We start from the raw sequence: 12,520 nt of genomic DNA, 5'->3' as shown, positions 1-12,520 counted from the left end.
ACCTCGCGATGGGGCTTCCCCAAAGACCCTCCCGACGGCCTGGACCTCGCTTTGGGGCCTCCCCATGACCGTTCCCGAACACCCGGACCTCGCTTTGGGGCCTCCCCAAAGACCCTCCCGGACGCCCGGACCTCGCTTGGGGGCCTCCCCATGACCGTTCCCGAGCGCCCGGACCTCACTCTGGGGCCCCCCCATGACCGTTCCCGAGCGCCCGGACCTCACTCTGGGGCCTCCCCGCTCCATTTTGGAGCACCCTGCGCTCCATTTTGAAGCGCATCGCCGGTCCGAGAAGCGTAGCTCGTCGCATGTGGACTCGCTCCTGGTGCGCTCACGACCTTCGCGTGATAACTCGCCATGCCTATGTGGCTGTCCCGAGACGAGCTGCCCTGGTCGCGTCGCCTGCTCGCGCTGGTGAGCATCACCTTCGCGTTGGCCGCGTGGAACGGTGTCTATCTCCGCTCGGCCCCCGTCTTCTTGCTGGGGATGGCCGCGCTGCTGCTTCATCTGGCGCACCCGGCCGCGCAGCTCACGGTGCGCGCGGTGTTAGGGGCGTCGGTGTTCGTCGGCGTCGCCCATTTTCCATGGCACGCGGGCTTCCACCTGCATAGCCACCTGGCGAACAAGAGCTTCGGGGTCGTCGCGGCGGGCTGCGCCTTGCTCGCGCTCGGCGGAGCAGGGCTGCGCACGCGGCCCGAGCGCCTCTTCGCCCCCGTGGCCTTCCGCCGCACGCTGCTCGTCTCCCTCGTCGCCGCGCTCGTCCAGATGCTCTTGCTCTCCTTCGTGGCGATGTACGACGCCGGTGGGGGGCACACGCGGCGCGTGGTGTTCGATCTCGCTTGCCTCGCCGTGCTCGGGCTGGGCGCCATGGGCACCTACAGGCTGCGGTCCTGGGCCCCGATCCTGACGTGGATCACGACGGCAGCGCTGGCGGTGCTGGTTGCATTCGAGGCCTACCAGGTGCGCGTGGCTGGCAAGGTGCTGCTGCACGTCAACGGCGTGTTCGGGGAGATGACTCCCTATTGGATCACGACGTCGGCAACGCTGCTCGTGGTCATGCTGCCGCTGCTGGCGGCCATCTTCCGCGGTAGCGCCGACCCATCTGCACACGGCGCGTAACGCTGGGATCGGTCTCTTCTCCGGGGGGAAATGTGCAAAATGCGGAAAGGCGCTCCGCATTCGCTCCGCCCACTTTCCGTCGCGGGCCACATACGGCACCGCCCGCAGCGGTTCGGTGCGTTCGGCGGCCCATGATCAGATTTGCCCCATTCGGTGTCATTCACGCTTGGCGACTTCGATCCTGATAAACTCTGGAAGGTACGACGGTGTGCAGTTTTTGGCAACACGCTCGTCCTTGTAGAGCCCTAATGTTTCCCCAAGTTTGATACATCTGGATCGAAACTGAGGCTCGTGAACACCAATTTGGCCAGCGCAGAAATTCATTGCCCACTGAACTTCGGGTTCAGCATGAGCCATATCGCTTTCCAGGGAATCAAGCAGGCCTGCACTATTGTCGGGAGGAACTTGCCCTGTCCAGCGCAAGCGAGCTTGGTGATACCAGAACAAGCGACGCAGAATAGGGGAAGGATTCTTCTCCCATGTCGCGACAAGGGAGACAAGTTTCTTGTCTTTGGCTAGCTGGTTCGCCAACAGCCAGTCCGCCAATTGGTTGCGTTCTTCCGCGTCATGCCGAAGCACATCCGATGCAAGCTGATCGATGACATTTTCTGCGAGGAGCTTCTTATCGAAGATGAGGGTCGAGAGAAGTCGAGGGTAGTATTGACCCGTTGACCAAAGCTCCATTGCCAGACCGTGGTCCTTCTTGATCTCGTTGCCACGCTTTTTTAGGTCGCCCAGCTTCAGGTTTCCGTTCGTGATCTCAGCGACAAGTTTCTTTGCTCTAGCCGATAAAGCCATTTTATCTGTCACCCCTCTGCTTGCCAGATAACGACTCCGCGCAGTAGCTGGCCCCCTGCACCGTTCCTCGACAGTCCCTTACAGGTTCACCCGCCCCACGCCTCCGCCGCCGAACGTTTGCGTTCACCCGCTCGCGGGCGAAGCCCGCTGTAGCGAGTCGGGTGCAACGAAGGGGTAGGCCTCACGGATGTAGCGAGGCGCTTGGGCGTGTTGCCTGTCCGAAGTTCATGGCGTTCGCATCGGGCTGCGACCTCGCCGGTCAGCTCTCGGGGTCGTACCCGAACTCGCGGAGTTCCTGCGAGCAGCGGCAGGCTTTGGCGATCTTCGCGGCCCATTGGACGGCGGCTTCGCGCGACGGGAGTTCCAGGACACAGAAGCCGCCGTCGAACTCCTTGGTCTGCGGGTAGGTCTCGTTCGTGACGGTGCCGTCGGCGGCGACCATCAGCGGCGCGACGTCCTCCTTGATACCACCGCCGAACACATAGACGCCGGCATCCTTCGCCTCGCGTATGACCGCGTGTGACGCTTCGCCGACGGCAGCCATGTCTTCGTCGGCGACGTCCATCGCCGATCCGGGGAAGGAGATAAGGTACTTCGTCATCGTTCGGTCCTCCGGGTGTGAGTTTCGGAATTGGGCGTGAGGCCTAAATCAGCGTTGGGAGGAGATCGCGTTTGGTGACGGTCATGCTTCGTCCTTGGGGTCCGGTCGGGGACATCAAAGACTGTGCTGGGACGCACGTCAACAGGGATATTGACGCAGGGGGCCCCGAAGGCTGCGCCCCCTCCTGGAGGACCCCATGCAAATATATCCTGTTGGATCGCTCGTTTGATCCTGCTTCTAGCCGCCCGAGCGGTACACAATCAGATCCCTCTTGCCGCTCCCGCCTCACGGCAACGGGAAGCCGGCGTGCCACGAGCCGTCGGAGCTGCTCTGCCACGACGCGAGATAGGCCAAGTTGCTTATGGCGTCGATGCCGATCACCTGGAGGTTGCCCCCGTTGCCCGGGGCGACGGTCATCGACGAGAGGCGCACGCCGGTACTCGGCAGGGCGAAGCCGGCGTGCCACGTGCCGTCGGAGTTCTGCCACGACGCGAGGTAGGGCAAGCCGTCGTTCTTGCCGAGGCCGATCACCTGGAGGTTGCCGCTGTTGCCCTGGGCGACGGCGATCGACGAGAGCGGCGTGCCCTGGCTCGGCAGGAGGAAGCCGGGCTCCCACGTGCCGTTGCTGCTGTGCTGCCACGACGAGAGGTAGGGCAAGCCGTCGTTCGCGCCGAGGCCGACCACCTGGAGGTTGCCGCTGTTGCCCGGGGCGACGGCGATCGACGAGAGGCGCACGCCGGGGCCCGGCAGGACGAAGCCGGGGTGCCACGAGCCGTCGGAGCTGTTCTGCCACGACGCGAGGTAGGGCAAGCGATCCGCACCGCCGATACCGACCACCTGGAGGTTGCCATTGTTGCCGTTGGCCATCGCGATCGACGACGAGAGGGCCACGTTGGGGCTCGGCAGGGCGAAGCCGGCGTGCCACGAGCCGTCGGAATTGTTCTGCCACGACGCGAGGTAGGGCAAGGAGTCGACGGCGCGAATGCCGACCACCTGGAGGTTGCCATTGTTGCCGTTGGCCATCGCGATCGACGAGAGGGCGACGGGAGGGGCTCCCGGTGGGGCGCCTGGCGCCGTGGCGCTCGGCAGGGCGAAGCCGGCGTGCCACGAGCCGTCGGAACTGTTCTGCCACGACGCGAGGTAGGGCAAGTTATCCAAGGAGCCGAGGCCGACCACCTGGAGGTTGCCGCCATTGCCCGGGGCGACGGCGAGCGACGGCAAGAGGCGCACACCGGGGCTCGGCAAGGCGAAGCCGGCGTGCCAACTGCCATCGCCGCTGTACTGCCAGTCCGCGAGGTTGGGCAAGGCGTCGGCCCTGCCAATGCCGATCACCTGGAGATTGCCCCCATTGCCTTGCGCGGCGTAAATCGACAATAGCTTCGCGTTGGCGGCTACGTCCCTTGCGGTCACCAAGAACCCGGCGGCGACGGATGCGGCAAGAAGGATGCTCCTGATCATGATAGCCCTCCCCATCGAGCGTCGTTCAGCGTCTGAATCTCACCTGCGGAGTCCATGCAGCCGGACGCTCTGGACGCAAGCCGGTCCCCGCAGTGCCAAGAGCACGCGGATCGGCGCCGAATCCCGCTGGGGTGCGGCGCGGCATGCCGGACGACGCCGCCGCCTTCCGGCGTCCTGCCGAAATCGCCGCGGCGGTATCAGGCGACAGGATTCGAGTGGCAGGAAGGCGAATGCTGACGCCTACGCGTTGCGGTGCGGCCCGGGGTAGCCGGCGCGGGAGTCCTTCGCGTCGAAGGGCTTGGTCAGCAGGTGCACGTCATCGTCGTGGAAGGGTGATCAGCGAGAGGGCGCCTGGGTCGTTCGCGTCTTGCTCGGCCCATCTTCGAGACAGCGCCGGGGTCTTGGGCAGCTTGCGCGGCGCAATTCCCGTCCTCGACGCCCTTTTTTGTCCCCAGCAGGATTTCGACGGTCACGACGCGAGGGTGCGTGGCTCTACCTCCAACGTCACGCGCCGCGCTTGGCGCATGACGCTCGATTCAGCTTTCGAAGCCCCCACAGCAATGGCAACTCGATGGGTTGCCGAAAGGATGATTGAAACCATGCCCCGTAAGCATCTATCCTCGCTCATCTCCGCGTCGATCGTGGCGGTGTTTGGCGGAGGCCTCTGCATGACGCTGGGCTGTGCGGCCGCAGATCCCGATGGCTTCAACGCGGAGGAGATCGTCGACGAGGCCGAGGAGGCGCTCACCGGTTTCAGCGCCTTCACGGCGCAGAGCACGACCAATTTTACCGGCACCACGATTTCGCCCGACCCCTCGGAGAGATGCTTCCTCAGCGGGGTGGCAGGCAATCTCAACCAAGGCCTCTGGGTCGGCGGTTCTATCAGCATGAAAGCGGCGGCCCGCGTGAGTGGGAGCACGCTCTTTGCACACGGAGGCGCATTCACGGATCAGCACAACGCACGGGTCCCGTACAACAATCTCGTCAAAGCCAGCACGGCGTGCCTCCCCAGCAGCTACGTTGCAAGCGGCTTGTGGTCGAGCAATAGTGGTGGTACTTCCCCTCCCGTCTGGGTCGCCGCTCTGGGCACCAGCCTGCGGCAATGCTTCCTCACCGGCGTGACCGGCGTCGATGGCTCGTGGAACAGCTCCACCAGATTCGCGCGCGTCGTCAAGATAACGACGACGGATGCCACCCACTCGTCGACCGGATGGTATATCGAAGGCAACCTCATTGACGATGTCAGCGGCTCGCACGCTACCATCTCGGCCGATTGCGCGGACTTCCCGACAGGAACGGAGTTCGCGTCGGGCATGGCGTATGCCACCGAGGACGGGACCACGAGTGTACCCATCGGGGGGTCCTTGGGCTCCCCCGTCGTCAAGGGATGCGCCCTCACCGAGATCAATGGCGCGTTCAATTTGAACAACGCGAGTGAAGGCATCGTGATAACGGCTCCCAGCGTCAATACCGGGCTATGGATGATAACCGTTACCAACAGCAGGTTGGGCAGGTGGGCATGCGCGAAGTAAGGCACCGCCCGCTGGGGAATTGTGGGTAACTCTCCCGCCGATCAGGGCCAAGCCCGACGGCGCTCGTATACGCTCGGCTCCGCTCGCCCTGCGTCCTGCGGGGCGTTCGGGGGCCGATTTCAGCGCAGCGTCCGCACGTCGATCCCCTGCCGCTCGACGTAGCGCCGCACCCGGCCGCGCGTGACGCCGAGGCGGGCCGCGGCGCGCGCGACGTTGCCGTGCTCCGCGCGGAGCGCCGCCTCGATCGCCTCGGGCTCGGGCGCCGGCGCCTCGGGCCGCGCGTCGACTTCGGACTCGTCTGCGGAAGCGAGCGCGCGCCCGGCTTCCTCGTCGAGATCCGTCGCGAGGATGCTTCCGTGGTGAGCGGCCATCGCCGAGAGCGCCGCAATTTTCGACTCGGCCAGGAGTTCGCGCACATTGCCGGGCCAGGGCCGGAGCATGCAGGCCTCGACGAATTCGGCGCCCGCCGTGACCTTCGCGCGGGTCGTCGTCGAGGACGCGAGCGCACGCTCGATGAGCCACGGGATCTCCTCGCGGCGCTCGCGGAGAGCCGGAAGCCGCACCTCGGGGCGGCCGATGCGGAAGTACAGATCCCCACGGAATCGCCCCTCGGTCACCTCGACCCGCAGGTCCTTGTGCGTCGCCGCGCACACACGCACGTTGACCTCGATCGGGGTGACGCCGCCGAGCGGCATGACCCGCTTCGTCTCGAGGACGCGCAGCAGCTTGGCCTGCACGCCCAGATCGAGCTCGGCGACCTCGTCGAGGAACAACGTCCCGCCGTTGGCCGCCTGGACGAGGCCCAGCGTATCCGTCACGGCGCCGGTGTACGCGCCGCGGCGGGCGCCGAAAAGGATGCCCTCGGCGAGCTCCTTCTGGATCGTGGCGCAGTTGACCGCGACGAACGGGCGGCTCAAGCTTTGCCCCGACGCGGTGTGGAAGGCCTCGGCGCAGAGCTCCTTGCCGGCGCCCGTCTCGCCGAGGATGAGGACACTCGCGCCGCTCAGCGCAATGAGCGCGATGCGGTCGCGTAACATCAGCAGCGAGCTCCCCATCACCACGCCGTCGCGGACCACGAGCCCGCGGGCCTCGTACGGCCGGCGGTCGCCGACGGGGAGCATCACGGTGTGTCCGATTCGCACCACGGGCGCGCTCAGGCTGCGCGCGCTCTGCACCCGCCGCCCATCGACGAACGTCCCGTTTCGGCTGCCGAGATCGCGCACCGTCCAGCGAGCGTCGTCGAGCTCGATGCGGACGTGCCGCCGCGACACGCGACCGTCCAGGATCCCCGCCGCCGCGAGCTCGTCGCGGCCCACCTCGAGCGTGTGCTCGCCCTCACCGCACGCGAGCACGTGGTGCTTGGGCTGCTCGCCGGAATGCACCACCAAAAGCCCTGGGTGGGTCGTCCCCATCGTGTCCGGGGCGAACTCCAGCGCGTCGTCGAGCGTCTCGGTCTTCAACGTGGGCAGTGTACGCCGATACCCGCCGGACGGCATGGTCAGCGACGCGCGTGGGAGGAGCTGCCCGCGGTGGGGGCGAGCTGCCGAAGGTGCCAGGCCTGGAGGAAGAGCTTGCGCTCCGCGGCGCTCAACGCGTCGCGGAGCCCCCCGAGTAGCACCGGCTGGAGCACGGTGAACGTCACGCTCGAGTAGAGGAGCGCGAGCGTGGTGTGCGGATGCGCGAGGTGTACGCCTCGCGCGTGGAGGACGAAGCGGCCCGCCTCGAGGCTGAAGGAGCGAGGGATCCACCCCACGAGCTCGAGGAGGAAGGGAACGACGATCGCGAGCCCTCCGAGGAGCCCTACGAGCCAGCGCTCGCGTCGCTCCGCGTGGAGCGTGAACCAGATGGTCGTCGTCGCCGCCGCGGTGGGCGTGAGGACGAACGGACCGAGCCAGCAGCTCAGCGCCCCGCACGTCGCGGCGACCCCCGTGGCGAGCACGATCAGTTGCCTCGACGTGGCGCCGCGGCTCCGCCAGATCCAGACGGCGTAGAGCGCGGAGAGCACGCAGAGCACCGACGCCGCGGCGCACGACCACACGTCGAGGATACCCATCCACGCGACGACGGGGATCGTCGCGGTCCAGCCCACCAGGGCGTAGATGCCGAAACGCGCGGTGTAGAGCCGGCTCGTGCGTGCCGACTCGGCCATTTCGGCCTCGACGCTCGGCGGCAGGTGCTCGGGGGGCTCGAGCAGCAGTTTCACGAGCAGCGCGCGGGCGTCGGCCTCCTCGGGATCGAGCGCGAGCGCCTGGATCACCTCGCGCATCGCCTCGGCGCGCGTGGCCGCGGCCGCGCCGGCATTCTCTGGCCGCCGCGCGCGCTCGAATACCTCTCGGGCGCGCTGCACGTGGTGCGCGGCGAGCTCGCGGCGGCGCTCGAGGTCCCGATCGCCGTCGAGGTAACGCTCCACGGTGTCGCAGAGCTCGCGTGCGCTCGTGAATCGCCGAGCCCGCTCGATGGAGGTCGCGCGGACGCAGATCGCATCGAGCTCCGGCGGAACGTCGGGCGCCACGGCGGACGCGCGAGCGTCGGCGCCGCGCAGCGTGGACTCGGTGATCTCCTCGCGCGTGCCCCGGTGCAGCGGGCGGAGCGTCAGGATCTCGTAGAGGATCGCGCCGAGGGAATACACGTCGGTGCGCGCGTCCTGGCTGTTTTCCACGCCGAGCATCTGTTCGGGGGACATGTACGCGAGCGTGCCCACCATGCCCTCCTGACGCGCGAGCTCGGCCCCTGGGACCGTCACCGGCTGGGCCGGGGGTTTGGGGGGCTCCCCCATCGTGATGGGCGTGCCCGTCGCTCGATCGGCGACGAGCTTCGCGACGCCCCAGTCGAGCACGTACACCTCGCCGAAGGCGCCGAGCATGATGTTGGACGGCTTCAAGTCACGGTGCAGCACGCCGCGGGTATGCGCATAGTCCACGGCGAGGCAGACCCGGACGAAGGCCTCGAGCAGCCGGCGCCTCGTGTGGCCCGCCTGGATCGACGCATCACCTCGGGCGAGCCCTCGCAGCACCTCCGCGAGTGTATGCCCCTGGACCCTTCGCATCGTGAAGTACGGCTTGCCGTCGGCGCCGATACCCATGTCGTAGACCGGCACGACCGACGGGTGCTCGAGCTGGCCCTGCACCCGCACCTCCCGCAAGAACCGCCGTTCCTCGCGCCCTTTCCCGGCGACTCCCGTGAGGAGCGTCTTTTGCGCGACGTCGCGCCCGATGGCCTCGTCGCGGCAGAGGTGCACCTCTCCCATGCCGCCGACCCCGAGCATTTCACGGATCTGGTACCGCTTCCCGGGCCCCAGGAAGGTCGAAACGTCGCCGTCGTGCTCCGAGACCGTGCCGAGCGGCTCGACGTGTTCGGCCACGACCGTCGCCGCGCGCCAAAGCGACTGCTCCGACGTGTAGCCGATGGTCGCGTCGTTGTTCGTCTGCTCTCGCGGCTCGCCGGCGGAGGAAGCTTCGGCAGGGAGGGTGCGCATGGCGCGCCAGTCTACTTCCTTCCTTCCCAGCGCGTCGCCTGCGTAATCGCGAAGAACAGGCCGGTGGAGGAGATCAGATACGCGCCGGCTGCGAGGGATTCGTTGCATTCAGCATGAAGCGGCTCATGAGGGCTGGCCGGCCAGTGGCCGGCCAATGGCCGAAGGCGCCTCGCGGCCGCGCGCGGGGGCGCGCCTCGCGGGAAATCGCGCGCAAACGTGGCTCCACCTGGTCGGTACGAGGCTTGCTGAGAGGCCGACCGCGACGCCGGACGGGCCGGCCGCACCTTCGACACCAGCCACAACACAAGCTTCGTATGAAACAGAAACCTTCACGCCGCGTGCTCCCCCTTTCGCTCTCGCTCCTCATTGCCGCGCTTTCGCCCGTCGGGTGCGCAGCCGACGTCGGCGCGCCTCTGGAAGAAGAGGAGCTCTCCGAGGCTCGGCAAGAACTCCAAATGCCTCGAGGGCTCTACGTCGTCGCCAACGACGCGATCCACAAGCGTGGCGCCCTCGGCCCCGCGACGGGCAACGACTGGTACGCCCAGCTCACCGTCCACGGGGTCACGGCAATGGCCATTCACCATGGCGAGCTCTACGTCGTCGCCGGCAACGAGCTCTACAAACGCGACGCTCTCCATTCTGGAAATTGGATCCACGTCGGCCCGGCCTGGGGCGCCACCGCGATGGCTTCTTACAACGGCTCGCTTTACATGACCACCGACACCGGGCTCTTTCGGCGCGGCGCCACCGGCCCCGAGACGGGCAACGACTGGACCTACGTCGGCTCCGCCTACGGGGTCACTGGCATGGCGGCCCACGACGGGTCGCTGATCGTGGCCTCCAACAACAAGCTCTGGAGGCGCAACGCCATCGGCGCCACCCCGGGCACCGAGTGGACCTATGTCGGCGACGTTTCCGGGGCCACCGGCCTGACGAGCTACAACGGGTCGTTATACGCGGCCGCCAACAACGGGATCTGGAAGCGTGGCAAAATCGGCCACGAAACGGGCAACGACTGGTCCTATGTCGGCGAGGCTTACGGGGTCGTCAGCATGGCGGCCAGCGGGGACAGCGCCCAGGTGCTAGGCCCGGCGCGCTGCGGCGATCGGGTGCGCCTCCGGTCGAAGATGGGCGACTACCTGCACCGCCCCGAGGGCCCGGAACGCGCCACCACGTGGGGGAGCGGCATCGGCAATGTCTGGACCGTCGAGTGCATGAACAATGGGAACATCCAGCTCCGGTCGCGGCTGGGCGACTACCTGCACCGCGCCGGCGCAGGCGCCTATCCGCCCATCACCACCCATTCCCAGCAAGGCGAGTGGACCGTCGTCCCGACCGCCAACGGGCGTTTCAAGCTGCGGTCGTCGCAGAACGACTATCTGTCCCGGACCAACCAGAACGACGGGCTGCTCCTCGCCTCCTCGGGTCACGACGAGTGGACGGCGGAGGTCATCGCGATGGGCGCTGCCGCCTGCAATGACGTGGTGCGCCTCCGGTCGTCGCAGGGCGATTATCTGACCCGCCCCGACACCCCGTACGGCGTCGCCGCCGCCCCTGCTGGCGTCGGCAGCGCCTGGGTCATCGAGTGCACGGACAACGGGACGATCCAGCTCCGGTCGTGGAAGGGCGACTACCTGCACCGCCCCGACGGCCCGGAGGGCGTCACCACCTGGGACCAGGGCGGGTGGAAGGTCGAAAGCCTCTGGACGGAGACCGTCCGTCTTCGGTCCTGGAAAGGCGATTTCCTGAAACGCGCCGCCACGTCGCCGGGCATCACCACGGGGAATGCGGACGCGGGTACGGGCGAGTGGCTCGTGCAGCCGTTCGTCGACCCGGCTCCTGTGCCGAAGATGAGGCTCGCCAACGAGGACGTGGACGACGACGGCACGCGGGAGCTCTTGCTCGTCGTGGAGAACCCCGGGGGCGGTGGGTACGCCGTGAGTGATCCTTTCGTGATCGCCGAGGCGCTGCCCCACCTGGGTTACAGCCTCGGCACGGGCAGGGATTTCTGGGATTCGCTGAGCCCCATCCAGCAAAAGAGCCTGCACACGACGGTCTCCGAGATCTTGCCCTCCCAAGAGCTGGGCACGGCGATCGAGGTGAACGAGCTCCTTTCTGGGCGCGCGATGCTGCCCACGGCCGGGCGCACGTACGAGGTGAGCTGGTTCGACGGCGATTTCGAGACGTCGCGGGGTAACATCAAGGTATCGGGGTCGGTTCTCACGGCGGGCTGCTCGTGGAACGCGCTCGGCGGTATCCCTTACAACACGGAGGTGCAGCTCGTCTCCGGCGCCGCGGCCGTGAGTTTCACGGATACCGGCGTGGCCTTCGGCGCCGAAGCGAACCTGGTCGTCTTGACGAGGGGCGTAGGTGATCCGGATGGGACGACGGGGGCGGTGAACATCGGGGCCGGCGTCGGCCTTTATGGCGAGCTGAAGTATGGCCAAAATGGGCAATACGGATTCAACGTGCCGCTCGTCGTCATTCCCGTCGGCGTGTCCGTGTACGTGAAGGGCGAAGACGCGGTGGATGCGTGGAACGCCGTGCGCGGCTGGTCGGGCGGCGGCACGTTCGAGGCGTCGAGGCACGTGACCCAGTGGGGGATCGACTGGACCCACCAGGGGAGTTTGGTCGCCATGAATGCGTTCGACGACTCCGCGCTCGTCGTCAACCATATGGCAGGCAACACCTACATACGGGCAGTGGACGCCAGTCGTGAGACGTTGATCTGGCTGCAGGGAACGCAGCCGGTCGTGGGCGGAGCGATCAACACCGCCGTCCATCAGATCAGCGACGAGATGATCTCCCCGACCGGAAACGCCGCCGCCGAGCTCGTGATCTGGTCGAAGTCGGCGGGATCGGTCGTGGAATCGGGCTTCGACACGGTGGAGGGCTGGATCTCTTCCACCGTCGCTGACGCCGCGGACTGGTTCTGCGGTTGGCTCGGCTGCTGATTGGCATACGGCCATGGGCTCGGCGGTGAGCATGGGTCTCCTCGTGAAGCCGCTTCGCTGGGGCTTTGCCCCAGGCCCCAGCAGGGGCTATCCGCCCCTGCACCCGGACCAGCCAGGGGCTGGACCCGAGGTCGATGAACTGCGCGATGCGCAGTTCATCGAACAGGCCCGGTCAAGACCGGCAGCGACGTTGCCAACCGAGGCAGGCGCGCGGCCTTCCAGCGGGTCGGTGGCAAGACCGGGGGGGTTCGCTGGCGTCGGTTCGATGAGCTGCGCGATACGCAGTTCATCGATGAGGCCGTGTCTTCAAGCTTGGGGGCCGAGCCCAAAAGCGACGGGCACGTGTGTGCGAGAGATGGGGGCATGTGTCCGAAGAGACGACGTCGAGTCTCCGGAGGTACGAGGCCGTGCCTTGGAGGGACGGGGACGAGTCTCTGGGGCGTGTGGTCGAGCCTCCGGAGGTACGAGGCCGTGCCTTGGAGGAACGGGGGCGATGGAAGGAGCGACGGGCTCGTGGCGTCGAGAGATGGGCACGATGCAGGAGACCATCGGCTCATCGCCCGAACACCTACGGCCCCATCACGTG

Annotated in this window: 8 protein-coding genes; 3 read left to right on the top strand and 5 right to left on the bottom strand. The window is 67.1% G+C overall.

Annotated elements, in window-relative coordinates:
* The first annotated feature begins 360 nt into the window (after positions 1-360).
* Positions 361-1,116, top strand: a complete 756-nt coding sequence (locus QHF89_RS08905; RefSeq protein ID WP_136970921.1) for a hypothetical protein — start codon at positions 361-363, stop codon at positions 1,114-1,116.
* Positions 1,117-1,272: 156 nt separating this feature from the next.
* On the opposite strand, the gene QHF89_RS08900 is transcribed toward QHF89_RS08905, so the two are convergent.
* From QHF89_RS08900 to QHF89_RS08890, 3 genes are all read right to left on the bottom strand, one after another.
* A complete protein-coding gene (locus QHF89_RS08900; protein ID WP_284720258.1) occupies positions 1,273-1,926 on the bottom strand; it encodes a DNA alkylation repair protein in 654 nt (217 codons plus the stop codon).
* A gap of 247 nt (positions 1,927-2,173) precedes the next feature.
* A complete protein-coding gene (locus QHF89_RS08895; RefSeq protein WP_136970920.1) occupies positions 2,174-2,515 on the bottom strand; it encodes a YciI family protein in 342 nt (113 codons plus the stop codon).
* Between the two features lie 285 nt (positions 2,516-2,800).
* A complete protein-coding gene (locus QHF89_RS08890; RefSeq protein ID WP_136970919.1) occupies positions 2,801-3,973 on the bottom strand; it encodes a CV39L family lectin in 1,173 nt (390 codons plus the stop codon).
* 401 nt (positions 3,974-4,374) lie between these two features.
* Here QHF89_RS08890 and QHF89_RS08885 point away from each other — a divergent pair, with 401 nt between their 5' ends.
* The gene (locus QHF89_RS08885; protein ID WP_136970918.1) at positions 4,375-5,505 is read left to right on the top strand and encodes a hypothetical protein; all 1,131 of its coding nucleotides are present in this window, start codon (positions 4,375-4,377) and stop codon (positions 5,503-5,505) included.
* Between the two features lie 119 nt (positions 5,506-5,624).
* Here the strand turns inward: QHF89_RS08885 and QHF89_RS08880 are convergent, their stop codons facing one another.
* Entirely contained in the window at positions 5,625-6,965 is a 1,341-nt protein-coding gene (locus QHF89_RS08880; protein ID WP_284720257.1) for an FHA and sigma-54 interaction domain-containing protein, read from the bottom strand.
* A 38-nt stretch (positions 6,966-7,003) separates the two neighbouring features.
* Positions 7,004-8,980, bottom strand: a complete 1,977-nt coding sequence (locus QHF89_RS08875; protein ID WP_284720256.1) for a serine/threonine-protein kinase — start codon at positions 8,978-8,980, stop codon at positions 7,004-7,006.
* 314 nt (positions 8,981-9,294) lie between these two features.
* Between QHF89_RS08875 and QHF89_RS08870 the strand changes: the two genes are divergently transcribed.
* Positions 9,295-11,934 (top strand): fascin domain-containing protein, encoded by a 2,640-nt coding sequence (locus QHF89_RS08870; RefSeq protein WP_136970915.1) that lies wholly within the window; start codon positions 9,295-9,297, stop codon positions 11,932-11,934.
* Positions 11,935-12,520: the final 586 nt, after the last annotated feature.

Origin of the sequence: Polyangium sorediatum, from assembly GCF_029946465.1 — a bacterium.
GTDB classification, from domain to species: domain Bacteria; phylum Myxococcota_A; class Polyangia; order Polyangiales; family Polyangiaceae; genus Polyangium; species Polyangium fumosum.
The sequence above is the reverse complement of the archived record's forward strand: the minus strand, read 5'-3'. Positions and strand labels throughout refer to the sequence as shown.

What these genes read in the sequence shown, in the direction of transcription:
- QHF89_RS08875 (WP_284720256.1), bottom strand. Translation starts at nt 8,980, where the DNA reads ATGCGCACCCTCCCTGCCGAAGCTTCCTCCGCCGGCGAGCCGCGAGAG.
- QHF89_RS08895 (WP_136970920.1), bottom strand. Translation starts at nt 2,515, where the DNA reads ATGACGAAGTACCTTATCTCCTTCCCCGGATCGGCGATGGACGTCGCC.
- QHF89_RS08870 (WP_136970915.1), top strand. Translation starts at nt 9,295, where the DNA reads ATGAAACAGAAACCTTCACGCCGCGTGCTCCCCCTTTCGCTCTCGCTC.
- QHF89_RS08905 (WP_136970921.1), top strand. Translation starts at nt 361, where the DNA reads ATGTGGCTGTCCCGAGACGAGCTGCCCTGGTCGCGTCGCCTGCTCGCG.
- QHF89_RS08890 (WP_136970919.1), bottom strand. Translation starts at nt 3,973, where the DNA reads ATGATCAGGAGCATCCTTCTTGCCGCATCCGTCGCCGCCGGGTTCTTG.